The 18,358-nt window shown below is 66.0% G+C and carries 16 protein-coding genes; 7 read left to right on the top strand and 9 right to left on the bottom strand.

What is annotated here, in order from left to right; translation table 11 throughout:
* Window positions 1-19: 19 nt before the first annotated feature.
* The 5 genes from sucC (at window position 20) to AC4PRM_RS13270 (ending at window position 7,543) form a co-directional block, all read left to right on the top strand.
* Window positions 20-1,210, top strand: coding sequence for an ADP-forming succinate--CoA ligase subunit beta (sucC, locus tag AC4PRM_RS13290; RefSeq protein ID WP_492040227.1), 1,191 nt, complete (start codon window positions 20-22; stop codon window positions 1,208-1,210).
* 59 nt (window positions 1,211-1,269) lie between these two features.
* Window positions 1,270-2,172: a succinate--CoA ligase subunit alpha gene (gene sucD / locus AC4PRM_RS13285; protein WP_492040226.1), complete on the top strand. Its 903-nt coding sequence runs from the start codon at window positions 1,270-1,272 to the stop codon at window positions 2,170-2,172.
* 187 nt (window positions 2,173-2,359) lie between these two features.
* Entirely contained in the window at window positions 2,360-5,380 is a 3,021-nt protein-coding gene (locus tag AC4PRM_RS13280) for a 2-oxoglutarate dehydrogenase E1 component (RefSeq protein ID WP_492040225.1), read from the top strand.
* Between the two features lie 55 nt (window positions 5,381-5,435).
* The gene (gene odhB, locus AC4PRM_RS13275; protein ID WP_492040224.1) at window positions 5,436-7,016 is read left to right on the top strand and encodes a 2-oxoglutarate dehydrogenase complex dihydrolipoyllysine-residue succinyltransferase; all 1,581 of its coding nucleotides are present in this window, start codon (window positions 5,436-5,438) and stop codon (window positions 7,014-7,016) included.
* 83 nt (window positions 7,017-7,099) lie between these two features.
* A complete protein-coding gene (locus tag AC4PRM_RS13270) occupies window positions 7,100-7,543 on the top strand; it encodes a putative signal transducing protein (protein ID WP_487921467.1) in 444 nt (147 codons plus the stop codon).
* Here AC4PRM_RS13270 and AC4PRM_RS13265 read toward each other — a convergent pair.
* From AC4PRM_RS13265 to AC4PRM_RS13230, 8 genes are all read right to left on the bottom strand, one after another.
* Window positions 7,530-8,720: a CaiB/BaiF CoA transferase family protein gene (locus AC4PRM_RS13265; protein ID WP_492040223.1), complete on the bottom strand. Its 1,191-nt coding sequence runs from the start codon at window positions 8,718-8,720 to the stop codon at window positions 7,530-7,532. The two genes, AC4PRM_RS13270 and AC4PRM_RS13265, sit on opposite strands and share 14 nt — an antisense overlap.
* Window positions 8,721-8,819: 99 nt before the next feature.
* Window positions 8,820-11,048 carry a polyribonucleotide nucleotidyltransferase gene (gene pnp / locus AC4PRM_RS13260; RefSeq protein ID WP_373256392.1) on the bottom strand — a complete coding sequence of 743 codons (2,229 nt, stop codon included), beginning with the start codon at window positions 11,046-11,048 and terminating at the stop codon, window positions 8,820-8,822.
* A 261-nt stretch (window positions 11,049-11,309) separates the two neighbouring features.
* Complete coding sequence (gene rpsO / locus AC4PRM_RS13255; RefSeq protein WP_287397201.1) at window positions 11,310-11,579, bottom strand: 30S ribosomal protein S15; 270 nt, start codon at window positions 11,577-11,579, stop codon at window positions 11,310-11,312.
* A gap of 90 nt (window positions 11,580-11,669) precedes the next feature.
* The gene (gene truB, locus AC4PRM_RS13250) at window positions 11,670-12,602 is read right to left on the bottom strand and encodes a tRNA pseudouridine(55) synthase TruB (protein WP_373256391.1); all 933 of its coding nucleotides are present in this window, start codon (window positions 12,600-12,602) and stop codon (window positions 11,670-11,672) included.
* A 139-nt stretch (window positions 12,603-12,741) separates the two neighbouring features.
* A complete protein-coding gene (rbfA, locus tag AC4PRM_RS13245) occupies window positions 12,742-13,200 on the bottom strand; it encodes a 30S ribosome-binding factor RbfA (protein ID WP_492040222.1) in 459 nt (152 codons plus the stop codon).
* Window positions 13,201-13,263: 63 nt separating this feature from the next.
* The gene (locus AC4PRM_RS13240) at window positions 13,264-13,980 is read right to left on the bottom strand and encodes a DUF2459 domain-containing protein (protein WP_492040221.1); all 717 of its coding nucleotides are present in this window, start codon (window positions 13,978-13,980) and stop codon (window positions 13,264-13,266) included.
* Entirely contained in the window at window positions 13,977-14,615 is a 639-nt protein-coding gene (locus tag AC4PRM_RS13235; protein WP_492040220.1) for a hypothetical protein, read from the bottom strand. Before AC4PRM_RS13235 ends, AC4PRM_RS13240 begins: the two co-directional genes overlap by 4 nt.
* 39 nt (window positions 14,616-14,654) lie before the next feature.
* A complete protein-coding gene (locus AC4PRM_RS13230; protein ID WP_487921473.1) occupies window positions 14,655-15,476 on the bottom strand; it encodes an ABC transporter permease in 822 nt (273 codons plus the stop codon).
* Window positions 15,477-15,567: 91 nt separating this feature from the next.
* Between AC4PRM_RS13230 and AC4PRM_RS13225 the strand changes: the two genes are divergently transcribed.
* Window positions 15,568-16,881 (top strand): amidohydrolase, encoded by a 1,314-nt coding sequence (locus AC4PRM_RS13225; RefSeq protein ID WP_492040219.1) that lies wholly within the window; start codon window positions 15,568-15,570, stop codon window positions 16,879-16,881.
* Window positions 16,882-16,977: 96 nt separating this feature from the next.
* Window positions 16,978-17,115 carry a hypothetical protein gene (locus AC4PRM_RS13220; RefSeq protein WP_373256384.1) on the top strand — a complete coding sequence of 46 codons (138 nt, stop codon included), beginning with the start codon at window positions 16,978-16,980 and terminating at the stop codon, window positions 17,113-17,115.
* Here AC4PRM_RS13220 and dapE read toward each other — a convergent pair.
* Window positions 17,112-18,326, bottom strand: a complete 1,215-nt coding sequence (gene dapE, locus AC4PRM_RS13215) for a succinyl-diaminopimelate desuccinylase (protein ID WP_492040218.1) — start codon at window positions 18,324-18,326, stop codon at window positions 17,112-17,114. The genes AC4PRM_RS13220 and dapE overlap by 4 nt on opposite strands.
* Window positions 18,327-18,358 lie beyond the last annotated feature (32 nt).

Genomic DNA, 18,358 nt, shown 5'->3' with positions numbered 1-18,358 from the left:
CCCCAGGGACGGCTCCTCCATGAACATTCACGAATATCAGGCCAAGCAGGTTCTCAAGGGCTTTGGCGCGCCGGTTGCGGCGGGCGTGGCCGTCACCTCGGTCGACGAGGTCGAGGCGGCAGCGAAGTCCCTGCCCGGCCCGCTCTATGTCGTGAAGTCGCAGATCCACGCCGGCGGGCGCGGCAAGGGCAAGTTCAAGGAGCTGGGCCCGGACGCCAAGGGCGGCGTTCGCCTGGCCTTCTCGGTCGAGGAAGCTGTGTCCCATGCCCGGGAAATGCTGGGCAACACCCTGGTCACGGCCCAGACCGGCGATGCCGGCAAGCAGGTCAACCGCCTGTACATCGAGGACGGGGCCGACATCGAGCGCGAGCTGTACTGCTCGCTGCTGGTCGACCGCGAGCATGGCCGGGTCGCCTTCGTCGTCTCGACCGAGGGCGGCATGGACATCGAGGCCGTCGCCCATGACACGCCTGAGAAGATCCAGACCGTGGTCATCGACCCGGAAACCGGCGTGACCGAAGCCGACGTCGCCACGATCAACGCCGCCTATGGCCTGAGCGGCGATGCGGCCGAGGACGGCAAGAGCCTGTTCCCCATCCTGTACAAGGCCTTCACCCAGACCGACATGGCCATGCTGGAGGTGAACCCGCTGATCGTCATGAAGGACGGCCACCTGCGCGTTCTGGACGCCAAGGTCAGCTTCGACGGCAACGCCCTGTTCCGCCACGAGGACATCAAGGCCCTGCGCGACGAGACCGAGGAAGACGCCAAGGAGATCGAGGCGTCCGAGTGGGATCTCGCTTACGTCGCCCTGGACGGCAACATCGGCTGCATGGTCAACGGCGCGGGCCTGGCCATGGCGACGATGGACATCATCAAGCTGTACGGCAAGGAGCCCGCCAACTTCTGCGACGTCGGCGGCGGCGCCGGCAAGGAGAAGGTCGCGGCGGCCTTCAAGATCATCACCGCCGACCCGAACGTCCAGGGCATCCTGGTCAACATCTTCGGCGGCATCATGAAGTGCGATGTCATCGCCGAGGGCGTGGTCGCGGCCGTGAAGGAAGTGGGCCTGAAGGTGCCGCTGGTCGTCCGCCTGGAAGGCACCAATGTCGAACTGGGCAAGAAGATCCTGAACGAGAGCGGCCTGGCCATTACGTCAGCCGACGACCTCGACGACGCCGCCCAGAAAATCGTCGCGGCGGTCGGCTGAGGCTTCAGCCTCACCGCCACCGCCCTGCTGACTGACACATTCCAGAGATCGATAGACCCATGTCCATTCTCGTCGACAAGAACACCAAGATCATCGTCCAGGGCCTGACCGGCAAGACGGGCGGTTTCCATACCGAACAGGCGCTGGCCTATCACGGCACCCAGATGGTCGGTGGCGTGCACCCGACCAAGGGCGGCCAGACCTGGACCGGATCGCACGGCGAGACCCTGCCGATCTATGCCTCGGTCGCGGACGCCAAGGACGCGACCGGGGCCGACGCCTCGGTCATCTATGTGCCGCCGTCGGGCGCGGCCGATGCCATCATCGAGGCCATCGAGGCCGAGATCCCCTTCATCACCTGCATCACCGAAGGCATTCCGGTGATGGACATGGTCAAGGTCAAGCGCCGTCTGGAAAACTCCAAATCGCGCCTGCTGGGCCCCAACTGCCCCGGCATCCTGACGCCCAACGAGTGCAAGATCGGCATCATGCCGGGCAGCATCTTCTCCAAGGGCAATGTCGGCATCGTCTCGCGTTCGGGCACCCTGACCTATGAGGCGGTGTTCCAGACCACCAATGAGGGCCTGGGCCAGACCACGGCGGTCGGCATCGGCGGCGACCCGGTCAAGGGCACGGAGTTCATCGATGTGCTGGAACTGTTCCTGGCCGACCCGGAGACCCACTCCATCATCATGATCGGCGAGATCGGTGGCGGGGCCGAGGAAGACGCCGCCCAGTTCCTGATCGACGAAGCCAAGAAGGGCCGCTCCAAGCCCATGGCCGGCTTCATCGCGGGACGCACGGCCCCGGCCGGTCGCACCATGGGTCACGCCGGTGCCATCGTCTCGGGCGGCAAGGGCGATGCCGAATCCAAGATCGCGGCCATGGAGGCGGCGGGCATCCGCGTGTCGCCGTCGCCCGCGCGCCTGGGCAAGACCCTGGTGGAAGTGCTGAAGGGCTAAAGGGCCTGTCCGGTCCATCTGAGGGCGCCCCCGACCAAGGTCGGGGGCGTTTTTCTTTGGGGCTGCGACCAAATTCATGCCGGTTTGCCCCCATTCGGTCATGACCCGTCAGGAAACAGCGCCTATATGCATTGCGCTGGCTTCACGCGGTTGTGACCGTGGGGCCCGAAGGGACGACGAGACGAACATGGCGGACGATGCCGGCCGACTGAATCAGGTCTTTGCCGAGACCAGTTTCCTTTATGGCTCCAATGCCGCCTTCATCGAGGACCTGCACGCGCAGTGGGCTGCCGATCCGGGCTCCGTCTCTGCCGAATGGCGCACCTTCTTCGACCAACTTCGGGACAATGCCGAGACGGTGAAGGCCTCTGGCGCAGCCGGCGGCTGGGGTCGTCCGGTGACATCGGAGCCGACCGAGGCCGAGGCGGTGTTCGATGGCCGCTGGCCTGCGCCCAAGCCTGACCCGAAGAAGCCCGGAGCCGCGCCGGTTGCCGCCGCTCCCGCCACCTCAGCGCCCGCCGACATTTCGGCCGAGGCCGTGCGCGCCGCCGCTCACGATTCCATCCGCGCCCTGATGCTGATCCGCAGCTATCGCGTGCGCGGGCATCTGCAGGCCAATCTGGACCCGCTGGGCATCGAACAGGCGGTGCAAAACCCTGAGCTGACGCCGGAATTCTATGGCTTCAGCGGGGCCGATCTGGACCGGCCCATCTATCTGGACGGCGTGCTGGGCCTGCAGACCGGGACCATCCGCGAAGTGCTGGAGATCCTGAAGCGCACCTACTGCGGCAATATCGGCATCCAGTTCATGCATATCGCCGAGCCGGAGGAGAAGTCCTGGCTGCAGCAGCGGTTCGAGGGCCCCGACAAATTCGCCGAGAATGCCTTCACCAGGGAGGGCAAGCTGGCCATCCTGAACAAGCTGATCGAGGCCGAGGGCTTCGAGCGGTTCCTGCACAAGCGTTTTCCCGGCACCAAGCGGTTCGGTCTGGATGGCGGCGAGGCGGCGGTGCCCGCGCTGGAGCAGATGATCAAACGCGGCGGGGCCCTGGGCGTCGACGAGATCGTCATCGGCATGGCCCACCGCGGTCGTCTGAACACCCTGGCGGCGGTGATGGGCAAGCCCTACCGCGCCATCTTCCACGAGTTTCAGGGCGGCTCGACCGTGCCCAGCGACATCGAGGGCTCGGGCGACGTCAAATACCACATGGGCGCCTCGTCGGACCGCGAGTTCGACGGCAACAAGGTCCACCTGTCGCTGACCGCCAACCCGTCGCACCTCGAGATCGTCAATCCCGTCGTGCTGGGCAAGGCGCGCGCCAAACAGGCGTTCGATATCCGCGAAGCCAATGTCGGTATCCCCGAAGAGCAGTGGGCGCTGGACCGAAGCAAGGTCATGCCCCTGCTGATCCACGGCGATGCGGCCTTCGCAGGGCAAGGCGTCGTGGCCGAATGCTTCGCCCTGATGGGGCTGAAGGGTTATCGCACCGGCGGGACGATGCATTTCGTCATCAACAACCAGATCGGCTTCACCACCAGCCCGCGCAACAGCCGCAGCTCGCCGTATCCGTCTGACGTGGCCCTGATGGTTCAGGCGCCGATCTTCCACGTCAACGGCGATGACCCCGAGGCCGTTGTCTTCGCCGCCAAGGTCGCCACCGAGTTCCGCCAGAAATTCCACAAGGACGTGGTGGTGGACATGTTCTGCTACCGGCGCTTCGGCCACAACGAGGGCGATGACCCGACCTTCACCCAGCCGCTGATGTATTCGAAGATCCGCGCCCTGCCCTCGACGCGTGAAATCTATTCGAAGCGTCTGGTCGAGGAGGGAGTGATCACCCAGGCCGAGGTCGAGGCCGAGGTCACCCGTTTCGAGGCCTTCCTGGATGCCGAGTTCGATGCGGGCAAGAGCTTCGAGGCCAAGAAGGCCGACTGGATGGACGGTCAATGGAAGGGCGTCGGCCTGCCCGAGGGCGACGAGCGTCGCGGCGAAACGGCCGTGCCCCGTGCCAGGCTGGAAGACATCGGCCACCGTCTGACGACCATTCCGAACCAGGTCGACATCCACAAGACGCTGAAGCGCGTCATCGATGGCCGCCGCGAGATGATCACGACGGGCCAGAACATCGACTGGGCCACGGCCGAGAGCCTGGCCTTCGGCTCACTGCTCACCGAGGGCTTCCCGGTCCGTCTGTCGGGCCAGGATTCGGTGCGCGGCACCTTCAGCCAGCGTCACTCCGGCATCGTCGATCAGACGACCGAGGCGCGCTATGTGCCGCTGAACAATCTGGGCGACGGCCAGTCCCAGTTCGAGGTCATCGATTCCGCCCTGTCGGAAGAGGCCGTACTGGGCTTCGAATACGGCTATGCGCTGAGCGACCCCAACACCCTGGTCATGTGGGAGGCCCAGTTCGGCGACTTCGTGAACGGGGCCCAGGTCGTGATCGACCAGTTCATCAGCTCGGGCGAACGCAAATGGCTGCGCATGTGCGGCCTGACCATGCTGCTGCCGCACGGCTATGAGGGCCAGGGGCCGGAGCATTCGTCGGCGCGTCTGGAGCGGTTCCTGCAGGCCTGTGCCGAGGACAATATGCAGGTCGCCAACTGCACGACCCCGGCCAACTACTTCCACATCCTGCGTCGACAGATGCACCGGCCGTTCCGCAAGCCGCTGATCATCATGACGCCCAAGAGCCTGCTGCGTCACAAAAAGGCGGTCTCGACCCTGGCCGACATGGCGGAGGGGTCGTCCTTCCACCGGGTGCTGCACGACGACGCCCAGACGCGCCCCGAGGTTTCGGGCATCAAGATCAAGGCCGACAAGGACATCCGTCGCGTCGTGCTTTGCTCTGGCAAGGTCTATTACGACCTGCTGGATGCCCGCGAGAAGGCGGCCAAGGAAGGCAAAGGGGTGGATGACGTCTATTTCCTGCGCCTGGAGCAGTTCTATCCCTGGCCGATGAAGTCGCTGATGACCGAACTGGCGCGCTTCCCCAAGGCCGAGCTGGTCTGGTGCCAGGAAGAGCCCAAGAACATGGGCGGCTGGACCTTCGTCGATCCATGGCTTGAACTGACGCTGGAGAAGCTCGACATCAAGGCCAAGCGCGCCCGCTATGTCGGCCGCCCGGCCTCGGCCTCGACGGCGGCGGGTCTGATGAGCCGCCACCTGAAGGAACTGGAAGCCTTCACGACCGAAGCCCTCGCCTGACACCGTTTCGCCTGCCACACTGACCTGACGCCCTTACCGAAAGCCTGGACCCGACATGGCCGACATCCTGACCCCCGCCCTCGGCGAATCCGTCTCCGAAGCCTCCATCGCCAAATGGACCAAGAAGGTCGGTGATGCGGTGAAGAAGGACGAAGTCCTGGTCGAGCTGGAAACCGACAAGGTGTCGCTGGAAGTGGTCGCGCCCGCCGACGGCACCCTGAGCGAGATCAAGGCGGCTGATGGCGACACGGTCGTGCCGAACACCGTCCTGGGCGTGATCAGCGAGGGCGCGTCCGCTGCGGCGCCCGCCGCCGCTGCCCCCGCCGCGAAAAAAGCCGATGCCTCCGCCAAGGCCGAAGCGCCCGCCGACACCGTCCGTGCCGATGCGCCGGTAGCCTCCGACTCGGGTGGTGACAGCCTGCCGATCGCCGTACCGACCATGGGCGAAAGCGTCGCCGAAGGCTCCATCGGCACCTGGCTGAAGAAGAGCGGCGACACGGTCAAGAAGGACGAACTGCTGGTCGAGATCGAGACGGACAAGGTGGCGGTGGAGGTCTCCTCGCCCGCCGACGGCGTCCTGACTATCAGCGTCGACAATGGCTCGACCGTCACGCCTGGCCAGCAGATCGGCAGCATTTCGGCCTCAGGTGCCGCTGCATCCGCCGCTCCTGCGCCTGCCGCCGCCGCCGCCAGCGGCGGTTCGGCCAACAGCGGCTCGGCCCAGATCACGTCCGATGCCCCGCACCTGTCGCCCGCCGTCCAGCGCGTGGTCACCGAGAACAATCTGGATGCCGCCAACCTGAAGGCGACCGGTCCCAAGGGCAATGTGACCAAGGCCGATGCCGTGGCCGCCATCGGATCGGCAACTGCGCCCGCCGCTGCCGCACCTGCGGCCCCCGCCCCGGCGGCTGCACCGGCCACCCCGCGCGCAGACCAGCCACGCGAGGAGCGCGTGAAGATGACGCGCCTGCGTCAGACCATCGCTCGCCGCCTGAAGGAATCGCAGAACACCGCCGCCCAGCTGACCACCTTCAACGAGGTGGACATGACCAATGTCATGGCCCTGCGGACCCAGTATAAGGACGCCTTCGAAAAGCGCCACGGCGTCAAGCTGGGCTTCATGTCCTTCTTCACCAAGGCGGTGGTCGCGGCGCTGAAGGAGATCCCGGCGGTCAATGCCGAGATCGACGGCACCGATATCATCTACAAGAACCACTATGACATCGGCGTGGCCGTCGGCACGGACAAGGGGCTGGTCGTGCCCGTCCTGCGGGACGCCGACACCTTGTCGCTGGCCGGGATTGAAAAAGGTATCGGGGCCCTAGGCAAGGCCGCCCGCGACGGCAACCTGACCTTGGACAATCTGCAGGGCGGCACCTTCACCATCACCAACGGCGGCACCTATGGGTCGCTGATGTCCACGCCGATCCTGAACGCGCCGCAGTCGGGCATCCTGGGGATGCACAACATCGTCCAGCGCCCGATGGCCGTGAACGGTCAGGTAGAAATCCGCCCGATGATGTACCTGGCCCTCAGCTACGACCACCGCATCGTCGACGGCAAGGAAGCCGTGACCTTCCTGGTCCGCGTCAAGGACCTGCTGGAAGACCCGGCCCGGGCGCTGCTGGACCTCTAGGGGTCGCCCCATATCCAGACTAATCAACGGCGGGTCCCAGGATCCGCCGTTCGCAATTGAAGCGGCTGTGTTAGGGTTCGACCATGGCCTTGGTTGAAATCGTCCGCTTCACCGACGTCTATGAAGCCGATCTGGCGGCGGCGTTTCTGGCGTCGCATGGGATCGAGGTCAGCGTCACCGAGCGGTTCCAGACCACGGTGGATCCACTCATGCAGCGTGCGCTGGGCATCCGTCTGATGGGGCCTGCCTCGGTGGCGGAGCAGGCGCGAGATCTTCTGGCGCGGGCGAGGTCAGGCGAGTTCGCCAGCGATGAGGGCGACGATCTGGATACGGTCGATGGCGGGACCCAAGCGGCAGGATCAGTGATGGCGCTGGCGGCCTTTGCCACCGGTGGCTTCTGGGGCACCAGCCTGCCGCGCCGGTTCCGGCCCATTGCCTGGCAGGGCATGCTCTTGGCCGGCCTGCTGTTTGCTGTAATCGCGGGGGCTGTGTGGCTGGCCCTGGAACTGGTGCTCAATCCGCCCTGAGTGGACCCAGCACCTCGTCCGTATCCGCGCCTAGGGCGGGCGGGGCGCGGTGGTATTCGACGGGCGTCCTCGACATGCGGATCGGCGACGCGACGGTGCGGACCGGGTGGGTCAGGTCGGAGCGGGCCTGTTCGATCTCCAGCCCGCGGTGCCGTGCCTGGGGCTCGTCGAAGACCTGATCGATGGTGTTGACCGGGCCGCAAGGGACGTTCGCCGCCTCGAGAAGCGCCATCAGGCCTGCCATGTCGTGACCGGCCGTCAGGGCCGAGACTTCCGCCGTCATGGCGGCACGATGCTCAATCCGCAGGGCATTGGTGACGAAGCGGGGGTCGGTGCCAAGGCCGGGCGCGCCCAAAGCCTGTGCCAGTGCGCGAAACTGCCCATCATTCCCGACGGCGATCACGACCATACCGTCCGTACACGGAAAGGGCTGGTACGGGGCCAGATTGGGGTGGGCATTGCCCATGCGGCTCGGGGCCGTGCCGGAGACGAAATAGTTGGACGCCTGATTGGCCAGCATGGCCGCCTGGACATCGAACAGGGCGATGTCGATCTGCTGGCCCTCGCCGGTGGCCCGCGCATGCATCAGGGCGGCCAGGATGGCGTTGGAGGCGTACAGGCCGGTGAACAGATCCACCACCGCTACCCCGACCTTCATCGGCTCGGCCCCCGGCGCGCCGTCCGGCTGGCCCGTGACCGACATCAGCCCGCCCATGGCCTGGATCATATAGTCGTAACCGGCGCGGTGGGCATCCGGCCCGTCCTGGCCGAAGCCGGTGATGGAGCAATAGACCAGTCGGGGGTTGATGGCCGACAGGCTGGCGAAATCCAGACCGTACTTCTTCAGCCCTCCGGTCTTGAAATTCTCGACCAGCACGTCGCAGGACGCGACCAGATCGCGGATAGCGGTCGCGCCCTCCGGCGTCGCGATATCCAGTTCGACCGACTTCTTGCCCCGGTTGGCACACAGGAAATAGGCCGCGTCGCCGCGCGAGCCGTCGGCCTTCTGCGTAAAGGGCGGGCCCCACTGGCGGGTGTCGTCACCGGTGCCCGGCCGTTCGATCTTGATCACCTCGGCCCCCAGATCGGCCAGGGTCTGGGTCGCCCAAGGCCCCGCCAGAACGCGGGACAGGTCGAGGACGCGAATGCCGACAAGCGGGCCTGAGGACTGGGTCATGACGGACCTTATAGCCCGACCGTCCGTCGGGAGAAGAACCACGAAAAAGGCCCCGGCGTTTCCACCGGGGCCTCGTTCATTCAGCGAAGTCGCCGCGTTCTAGCGACGGCTGCGACCGCGATCACGGTCACCGCCACCTTCACGCTTGGGACGGCCGCCGGTGTCGTCGGACAGCGGGGCCTCGCCACGTTCGGCGCGTTCGGCGTTGATCTTGTCGGTGATGTCCTCACCGGTTTCCTGATCGACGACCTTCATCGACAGCTTGGTCTTGCCGCGATCGTCCATACCCAGGAACTTGACCTTGACCTCCTGGCCTTCGCTCAGAACGTCGGCCGGGTTGGCGACGCGTTCCAGGGAAATCTGGGACACGTGAACCAGACCGTCCTTGGCCCCGAAGAAGTTCACGAAGGCGCCGAAGTCGACGACCTTGACGACCTTGCCGGTGTAGATGGTGCCGGGCTCGGGCTCGGAGACAATGGAGGTGATCCAGGCCTTGGCGGCGTCGATCTTTTCCTGGTCCGATGCGGCGATCTTCACCGTGCCGTCGTCCTCGATGTTGATCTTGGCGCCGGTCTTTTCGACGATCTCGCGGATGATCTTGCCGCCCGTGCCGATGATGTCGCGGATCTTGTCGGTCGGAACCTTGATCGACTCGATCTTGGGCGCGAACTCACCCAGTTCGGTGCGGGCACCGTCGATGGCCTTGTCCATCTCGTCGAGGATGTGCAGGCGGCCGGCCGAAGCCTGGGCGATTGCCTTGCGCATGATCTCTTCGGTGATGCCGGCAACCTTGATGTCCATCTGCAGGCTGGTGATGCCTTCGCGCGTACCGGCCACCTTGAAGTCCATGTCGCCCAGGTGATCTTCGTCACCCAGGATGTCGGACAGGATGGCGAACTCGCCCGACGGCTCCAGGATCAGGCCCATGGCGATGCCCGAGACCGGGCGAACCAGCGGTACGCCCGCATCCATCAGCGCCAGCGAGGCGCCGCAGACCGAAGCCATGGAGGACGAACCGTTGGACTCGGTGATCTCCGACACGATGCGGATCGTGTAGGGGAAGTCTTCCGACGACGGCAGCATGGGACGGATCGCCCGCCAGGCCAGCTTGCCGTGACCGATTTCCCGACGGCCTGCGCCGCCCATCCGACCGGTCTCGCCGACCGAATAGGGAGGGAAGTTGTAGTGCAGGAGGAACTTCTCCTTGTAGGTGCCGCTCAGGGCGTCGACGTACTGCTCGTCCTCGCCGGTGCCCAGGGTGGCGACCACGATCGCCTGGGTCTCACCGCGGGTGAACAGGGCCGAACCGTGGGTGCGCGGGAAGACGCCGACTTCCGAAACGATCGAACGCACCTTGTCCAGGGCGCGGCCGTCGACGCGGTGGCCATTGTCGATGATGTCGCGACGCAGGACGTGGGCTTCGCATTCCTTGAAGGCCGCACCGAACTTGGCGGAATCGACGCCGTCGGGGTTCTCTTCGGTCTTGACCAGCTTTTCGGCGGCCTTCTTCTTGGCCAGGTCGACACCCGTGCGGCGCTCGTATTTGCCGGCGTGGGTATAGGCGGACTTGATGTCCTCGCCGACCAGCGACTGGATGGCGGTGACGACGTCGGAATGGTCCTCGGCCTGGAAGTCGAAGGGCTCCTTGGCGGCGTGCTCGGCCATTTCGATGATGGCGTCGATCACGGGCTGCATGCCGCGATGCGCGAACATCAGGGCGTTCAGCATGATCTCTTCCGACAGCTCCTTGGCTTCGGATTCGACCATCATCAGGGCGTCCTGGGTGCCGGCGACGACCAGGTCGAGCTGGCTGTCAGGCAGTTGGTCCAGGGTGGGGTTCAGGACGTATTCGCCGTCGATGTAGCCGACGCGTGCGGCACCGATCGGGCCCATGAAGGGCACGCCGGAGATGGTCAGGGCGGCCGAGGCGGCAACCAGGCCGACGATGTCGGGATCGTTCTCCATGTCGTGCTGCAGCACGGTGACGACGACCTGGGTCTCGTTCTTGAAGCCCTTGACGAACAGCGGGCGGATCGGACGGTCGATCAGGCGGGAAACCAGGGTTTCCTTCTCGGTCGGACGGCCTTCACGCTTGAAATAGCCACCCGGGATCTTGCCGGCGGCGAAGGTCTTTTCCTGGTAGTTGACGGTCAGGGGGAAGAAATCCAGGCCCGGCTTGGGCGCGCGACCGTAGACGACGGTGGCCAGGACAATGGTCTCGCCATAGGTGGCCAGAACGGCACCGTCGGCCTGGCGGGCGATACGGCCCGTTTCCAGCGTCAGCGGGCGGCCGGCCCAGTCGATCGTCTTGCGTTTGATATCGAACATGTTTTCGTCTTTCGTGTGCTGGGCGGCGTATTCCGCCCAAGCCGTCCCAAAAGGGGTCCCATCAGTGGGTGCGGATGCGTCGGGTGTTCAGTCCTTCGATCCTGGGAGCGCCGCCCCATGGCGGTCGATCCGGGAGTGGAAGAGGACCGGTATGGCCCTCGCGTCTGCGCAGTCACGAACCGCTGCGCGCGGGTAGGCTCTAGGTGCGGAAAGAGGCGCGGACATGGCCCGCGCCTCGAAACGGTTTCCGCGAACTACACCTTAGCGGCGCAGGTTCAGCTTGGTGATCAGGGCGGTGTAACGCTCGCGATCGACCTTGGTCAGGTGGTCAAGAAGGCGACGACGCTGCGAGACCATCTTGAGCAGGCCGCGGCGCGAGTGGTTGTCCTTCTTGTGGGTCTTGAAGTGCTCGGTGAGGTTGGCGATGCGTTCCGACAGGATCGCGACCTGGACCTCGGCCGAACCGGTGTCGCCAGCGGAGCGGGCGTTCTCGGCGATGACTTCGTTCTTGCGTTCAGCAGTAATCGACATCGTAGCTTCCTTTCTGTGCGCCAAGGCTCGGCCTTGCGAGGCCTCGCTGCTTGAGCGCGGAAGTGTCCCTTCGGTCCCCGCAGGGATACGTCAGGACAGGTTGAATACGCGGTCGGGTTCGAGGCGACCGGCCCGCAACTGACCGAGAGCGACGAGCGTCTGGCCCAGAAAAACCGAAACCGTCCGGGCGTCGCCGTGAAGCTGACCCTTGAGTGTTTCGACCTGTCTGGGGAGCAGTACGATCGGCCGTCCCTGCCGAAGCGAGAAGGCGTCCTGATCCGTCACGGCCAGCTCCGGGATGTCGTCCAGGGCGGTCGCAACGGGAAGCAAGCCTTCCGAGGCGGCGTCCCTATGCACCAGATCGGCCAGAATATCCAGTGTCACAGCGTTATCGACTGAAAACGGCCCGACCCGTTCGCGCCGCAGGGCCGAAACATGCCCCTCGGCCCCCAGCATGATCGCCAGGTCGCGCGCCAGCGAGCGGACATAGACGCCCTTGCCGGTCCGCATAGTGATCTCGACATGGTCGGCATCCGGCGCGTCGGTCACGGCGGCCTCGTGGATGGTCACGCGGCGGCTGGCCAGTTCGAACTCCGCACCGTCGCGGGCCAGGTCATAGGCGCGCTGCCCGTCGACCTTGATGGCGGAAAAGCGCGGCGGGGTCTGGTCGATGTCGCCGACGAAGGACGGAAGGGCCGCTGCCACCGCCTCGACGCTGGGACGCACATCGGACCGTCCGACAATCTCGCCCTCGCGGTCGATGCTGTCGGTCGAGACGCCCCAGTTAATGGTGAACCGGTAAACCTTCTCCGCATCCATCAGGAAGGGCACGGTCTTGGTTGCTTCACCCAGGGCGATAGGCAAGATACCGCTGGCCAGCGGGTCCAGTGTGCCGGCATGACCGGCCTTCTGGGCATTGAACAGCCGCCGCAGCTTCGACACCGCCTCGGTCGACCCCATCTCGAACGGCTTGTCGAAACAGACCCAGCCGTTGACGACGTCCCCGCGCTTCTTGCGGGCCATCCTTAAATCCTCCCCCATCGGGGGAGGTGGCGCGAAGCGAAGCGCAGCGACGGAGGGGGTTCGGCCCAGACTCCGGCACCCGCGGCTAGCCCCCTGCACCGCGAAGACGCGGTCCCCCTCCCCCGATGGGGGAGGATTGTCATTGCTCTTCCTCGTCATCCTTGAACGGCGACACATAGACGTCGGCCCGAACGCGGGGATCGTCCAGCAGGCGGTTCAGGCGTTCGGCGGCGACGAAGCTTTCGTCGTGGCGGAAGCGCAGGTCGGGCGTGAAGCGCATGTCGATGTGCCGCCCCAGCGCACCGCGCAGGAATTTGGCATGATTGTTCAGCGCCTTGATGATCTCGGACTCATGGCCTGCGACCGGCGCCGTCTCGACGCCCGCGCCCAGCGGTTCGACAAAACAGGTGGCGTGTTTCAGGTCGGGCGACAGACGCACCTCGCTGACCGTGATTGAGACGCCGGTCAGGGCTGGATCATGGATCTCGTTCTCGCGCATGACCTCGACCAGGGCGTGGCGGATCATTTCGGAGGCGCGCAGCTGGCGCTGGCTGACAGTGCCGGCCTTGGCGGCGGGTTTGGACCTGCGGGTACTCATGGCGATATCTCCTCGTCGCTTGCCGGGGCTCGGACCCGGCTCGAAAAAGCGAAGGGGCGGGGTCTAGGCCTCGGGGCCGTCCAAGTCTAGCCTAGCACGGGTGGCGTTCATGACCTCGCCCGCTGTGACGGACCGCAGGGGGCGCACCGTCACCCCAGCCGCATTCAGCACGCCCGCGCTCCAGTTGTTGCACAGACGGCCAATCCAGAAATGTTCGTGGCTGGCATAGAAGCGGGCGTCGTCGCCGGTGCGGCTGGCCGCGATGCGGGCGGCTCCGTCGGTCAAGTCCAGCGAGGCCTCGATGTGGTCCAGCATCCGGGTCAGGGCGCGGGGCGACAGGGTCAGGGTGTGGCGGTTGGCGGCGGCGAAGCGCGTCGTCGGATCGGTCTGGTCCGGATCCAGCATGATGACCGAGCGATTGCCGGGCGCGAAGAAGGCACGGCCGCCGTCCAGCAACCGACCCTCCATCGGGCTCTGATCGACATAGAATTTGGCATCGCCCCAGCCGATCAGGATCCAGTCGCCGGGGGCCAGCGACCGCGCGGCTTCGCCCAGCGGTCCTGGGCGCTGGGTCAGGGCGGCGCGTGGCACGGCCAGGTCGGTGTGAAAGCCGTTGTTCAGCAGATGGACCCGGGTGGTCGCCTCGCCCGGTCGCGCTGCCAGCCCTGGATCGCCCGCTGCGGTCCAGGTCCAGAGGGCGGCGACGGTGCCGGCGAGGGCGGCCAGAATCGTTCGGGCCAGGACGCCCCCGGTGCGGCTGGACCTGCGCCTTTGGCTCATTGCGCCTTCAAGGCCCAGACGGCGCACGGCTCGCCCAAGGACGACGCTTCGGTGCCTTGCGAGAACAGCATCAGATCGATCGTTTGCTGGCGGTGCAGCAGGGCCAGGGTCGTGGGCGCTGCACCTGCACATAACGCTGAGGGCGCGACGGTGCTCGCTTGGTCGGTCGGTATGACTTCACGCAGTTCGATCTGGGCATCGGCTCGCGCCTTCAGCCGCTCGGCAAAGGTCCGGCCGGGCGTGAAGATGTCGGACCCGGCGGCGATGCGCAGGGGGCGGGTGGTCAGCGTCTGGTCGTTCAGGGTGACGCGCGAACCCTCGAAGGCGGCGACCATCGGCGACCCGCCGTCGATCGACACGAACCTCCCGGTCAGGATGACGTCCACGGGATCGGCGGCCACGGGCGGGGTCGGATCCATCGCCTCGCGTACATCGGATGTCCGCACATTCAGCCAGTCGCTTGCCTGCTGCATCGTCGGCGCGGCTCCGTCGCGCACCGCATGCCAGGCCTGAACCGCCTGCCTCTGCTCGATGGCCAGCAGGAACAGCACCAGACACACCACCGCCAGCACCGCATTCAGCGGCATCAGCCAGCGGGCCGAGGAGCTCTGCGACGGATAATGGGCGGCGGTCATCGACCACAGTTTAACGAGGCGAGACGGGCTTGCGAAGACTCAGCTTTTCAGTCGCCAGCCGGACTTGAACACGCGCCAGCAGGCGTAGGCCCCGATGACGGTCAGGGCCGCGCTGGTCGCGACGCCAACCCAGACATTGCCCTCCGCATGGCCGATGAAGCCGAAGCGGAAGCCGTCGATCATGTAGAAGATCGGGTTGAAATGGCTGATGGTCGCAAACGGCTCGGGCAGGTTGCCGACCAGGTAGAAGGTGCCGGACAGGAAGGTCATCGGCATGATCAGGAAGTTCTGCACCGCCGCCAGCTGATCGAACTTCTCGGCCCAGAGCCCGGCGAAGACGCCCAGCATCCCCATCATCAAGGACGCCGTCAGGCTGAACCACAGGATGGCCGCGACATTGGCCAGGCCCAGTCGCGCGAACGGCATGACGCAGACGGCGGTCACCGCTCCGACCACGATGCCGCGCGTGGCGGCCCCCATGGAAAAGCCGATCGTCAGCTCCAGCGGGCTGAGCGGCGGGGTCAAAAAGTCGGTCGCCGTACCCATGATCTTGGCCTGGATCAGGCTGGAGGAGGCATTGGCGAAGGCATTGTTCAGGATCGCCATCATGATCAGGCCGGGGGCGACGAACTCGGCGAACGGCGTGCCGTCGATGGGTGGGCGGGAATCTCTCAGAGCGACGACGAAGACCAGCATGTACAGAAGCGTGGTCACCACCGGCGCGGCGACCGTCTGGGCCCCAACCTTCCAGAACCGGCGCACCTCGCGCAGGTACAGGGTCTTGACCCCCACCCAGTTGACCCCGTCGTAGCGACGCGGTTGCGGCAAACCTGAGGGACGGGTCGAGCTGAGATCGGTCATCCCCGCCAGATCGCGGTTCGACGGCCCTTGCGCAACCCCCTGACATGCCCGCAACCTGCGAACGGACACTATTCCTGCTCCGGAGCCCGACATGCGCCTGCGCCACCTGCTTCTCGCCTCGTCCGTCGTGCTTGCGCTTTCGGGCGGGACCGCCCTAGCCCAGGACGCGGTTCCGGTCGCCAGCGTCGAGGCGGCGGTGCAGGCGGTCAATCCGCGCGTCATCGCCTGGCGCCGCGACTTCCATGCCAACCCTGAGCTGGGCTTTGCTGAGACGCGCACGGCGGCGGCGGTGGCCGAGCATCTGCGGGGGCTGGGGCTGGAGGTCCGCACGGAGGTCGGGCGCACCGGCGTCGTCGGCATCCTGCGCGGAGGCCGTCGCGGCAAGACGGTGGCCTTGCGGGCGGACATGGACGCCCTGCCGGTGCAGGAGGCGACGGGCCTGCCCTTCGCCTCGACCGCGACCGGGACCTATATGGGCAATAGCGTGCCGGTGGCCCATGCCTGCGGCCACGACGCCCATGTCGCCATGCTGATGGGGGCCGCAGAGGTTCTGGCCGGGATGAAGGATCAGATCGCCGGGACGGTCGTCTTCATCTTCCAGCCCGCCGAGGAAGGGGCCCCTCCGGGAGAACCCAAGGGCGGTGCAGCCCTGATGATCGAGGAAGGGGCGCTGAGGGATCCGCGCCCCGACGCCATCTTCGGCCTGCATGTCGTGCCGGGGCGACCGGGGACCATCTTCTATCGCCCGCGCGGTTTCATGGCGGCGTCGGACCGGGTGGACATCGTCCTGAACGGCCGCCAGACGCACGGGGCCTGGCCGTGGAAGGGCGTCGATATCATCGCCGTGACGGGGCAGGTCATCGAGACGATCAACACCCTGACCGCGCGCACCATCGATCCGACCACGACGCCGACCGTCTTTACCATCGCCACGATCGATGCGGGGGTCCGCTACAACATTATTCCGGACCGGGCCGTGCTGTCGGGCACCCTGCGCACCTTCGACATCACCCAGCGTGACGATCTGGTCCGCCGGACCGAGGCCGCGGTCGGCCATGTGGCCGAGGCCTACGGGGCTACTGCCGAGTTCGCAGTTCGCCAGAACGCGGCCCTGGTCTTCAACGACGAAGAACTGTCCGCCTGGCTGGCCCCCGTGCTGGAAGAGGCGGCCGGGTCAGGCAAGGTCAATCCGGCCAGCCCGGAAACCACCGTGGCCGAGGATTTCAGCTATCTGTCGCAGGAAGTGCCGGGGGTCTTCTACCACCTGGGCGGCAGTGCCGAGGGCGTCGATCCGGCGACCTCACCGCCGAACCACTCGCCCAGCTTCGATGTTAACGAGGCCGTGCTGCCGGTCGGGGTGCGGGCTCATGTCCTGACGGCGTTGCGGTTCCTGGAGCGTTCGTGAAACATTGTTCGCGGAAACCATGATCGTCAACGGGTCGGAAACCGATCGAGCGCAGTCTTCTGTACCGTCCAGGATCGGACGGTTCAGGAGGCGTGGATGCGCCAGTTGCCAGTCAATCTGCCACCGATGCCGCGGCATCGTCGTGGCGGCCCCGTGCGCGAGGGGCTCTTTTTCTGCATTTCGTTCGCTGCGGTCTTCGGCGCGGCCCTGTTGGTGCTGAACTGGCTGGGCTAGGCCAGTCGCGCCATCACCGCCTCGATCACCCGCTCATAGACGCCGGTCAGGGCCTCCAGCTCGGCGACCGGCACCCGCTCGTCGACCTGATGCATGGTCTGGCCAACCAGACCCAGTTCCAGCACTGGACACATCGCCCGAATGAAACGCGCGTCGGAGGTGCCGCCGGTGGTCGAGGCGACGGGGCGGCGACCGGTCTCGGTTTCCACCGCTTCCTGCACCGCCGTCACGAAATCGCCGGCGGGGGTCAGAAAGGCATTGCCCGAGCACAGATGCTCCAGCTCGATCCGCAGGCCGCTGTCCGCCTGCGCCTCGCCCGCGACGCTGTTCAGCCAGGCGATCAGATCGTCGCCCGTATGGGAGGGGTTGAAGCGGATGTTCAGCCGCGCCTTTGCCTCTGACGGAATGATGTTGGTGGCCGAATTGCCGATGTCGATGGTGGTGATTTCCAGGTTCGAGGGCTGAAACGCCTCATAGCCTTGATCCAGTTCGTGGTCGGCCAGCCGGGCCAGCAAGCGGGCCATCACAGGCGCGGGATTGGCCGCCCGGTCCGGATAGGCGACGTGACCCTGTTTGCCGTGGACCGTGATCCAGGTGTTGAGCGAGCCGCGCCGCCCGACCTTGATCATGTCGCCCAGGGCCTGTTGCGAGGACGGTTCTCCGACAACGCAGGCGTCAATGACCTCGCCCTCGGCCATCAGGGCCTCCACCACTCGCTTGGTGCCATGCAGGGCCGGGCCTTCCTCATCGCCGGTGATCAGGAAGGACAGCGAGCCGGCTGGCTCTCGCCCCTCTTCGGAAGATTGGGCCAGCACCCGCGACACGGCCGCCGTCCAGGCCGCGATGCCGCCCTTCATGTCCACCGCCCCACGTCCATACAGGACACCGTCCTTCACCTCGGCGGCAAAAGGATCGGACGACCAGGCCTCGACCCGCCCCGTCGGCACCACATCGGTATGACCGGCGAAACACAGATTGGGCGAGGCGGTGCCGCGCCGGGCGTACAGGTTCTCGATGACATCCTTGTCGCCTACCGCTTCGCTACTTGAGGCGGGTCCAAAGCGCATGCGGCGGCAGGTGAAGCCGAGACCCGTCAGCGCCCGCTCCAGCACATCCATCGCGCCTTCGTCGGCCGGGGTGACCGAGGGGATGCGGATCAGGTCCCGCGTCAGTTCGACAGGATCGATTACGGGATGTGATGGGGCGCTCATGGTGCCAAGCTTTACGCAAAGGCCCGACCCGC

The sequence above is a fragment of the Brevundimonas sp. DW-iso22 genome (assembly GCF_058725425.1).
Note: the sequence above shows the minus strand (reverse complement) of the source record. Positions and strands in the feature narration are given on the sequence as shown.

What these genes read in the sequence shown, in the direction of transcription:
- sucC (WP_492040227.1), top strand. Translation starts at nt 20, where the DNA reads ATGAACATTCACGAATATCAGGCCAAGCAGGTTCTCAAGGGCTTTGGC.
- AC4PRM_RS13225 (WP_492040219.1), top strand. Translation starts at nt 15,568, where the DNA reads ATGCGCCTGCGCCACCTGCTTCTCGCCTCGTCCGTCGTGCTTGCGCTT.
- AC4PRM_RS13240 (WP_492040221.1), bottom strand. Translation starts at nt 13,980, where the DNA reads ATGAGCCAAAGGCGCAGGTCCAGCCGCACCGGGGGCGTCCTGGCCCGA.
- truB (WP_373256391.1), bottom strand. Translation starts at nt 12,602, where the DNA reads ATGGCCCGCAAGAAGCGCGGGGACGTCGTCAACGGCTGGGTCTGTTTC.
- dapE (WP_492040218.1), bottom strand. Translation starts at nt 18,326, where the DNA reads ATGAGCGCCCCATCACATCCCGTAATCGATCCTGTCGAACTGACGCGG.
- AC4PRM_RS13265 (WP_492040223.1), bottom strand. Translation starts at nt 8,720, where the DNA reads ATGACCCAGTCCTCAGGCCCGCTTGTCGGCATTCGCGTCCTCGACCTG.
- pnp (WP_373256392.1), bottom strand. Translation starts at nt 11,048, where the DNA reads ATGTTCGATATCAAACGCAAGACGATCGACTGGGCCGGCCGCCCGCTG.
- rbfA (WP_492040222.1), bottom strand. Translation starts at nt 13,200, where the DNA reads ATGAGTACCCGCAGGTCCAAACCCGCCGCCAAGGCCGGCACTGTCAGC.
- AC4PRM_RS13220 (WP_373256384.1), top strand. Translation starts at nt 16,978, where the DNA reads ATGCGCCAGTTGCCAGTCAATCTGCCACCGATGCCGCGGCATCGTCGT.
- odhB (WP_492040224.1), top strand. Translation starts at nt 5,436, where the DNA reads ATGGCCGACATCCTGACCCCCGCCCTCGGCGAATCCGTCTCCGAAGCC.
- AC4PRM_RS13270 (WP_487921467.1), top strand. Translation starts at nt 7,100, where the DNA reads ATGGCCTTGGTTGAAATCGTCCGCTTCACCGACGTCTATGAAGCCGAT.
- sucD (WP_492040226.1), top strand. Translation starts at nt 1,270, where the DNA reads ATGTCCATTCTCGTCGACAAGAACACCAAGATCATCGTCCAGGGCCTG.
- AC4PRM_RS13235 (WP_492040220.1), bottom strand. Translation starts at nt 14,615, where the DNA reads ATGACCGCCGCCCATTATCCGTCGCAGAGCTCCTCGGCCCGCTGGCTG.
- AC4PRM_RS13280 (WP_492040225.1), top strand. Translation starts at nt 2,360, where the DNA reads ATGGCGGACGATGCCGGCCGACTGAATCAGGTCTTTGCCGAGACCAGT.
- AC4PRM_RS13230 (WP_487921473.1), bottom strand. Translation starts at nt 15,476, where the DNA reads ATGACCGATCTCAGCTCGACCCGTCCCTCAGGTTTGCCGCAACCGCGT.
- rpsO (WP_287397201.1), bottom strand. Translation starts at nt 11,579, where the DNA reads ATGTCGATTACTGCTGAACGCAAGAACGAAGTCATCGCCGAGAACGCC.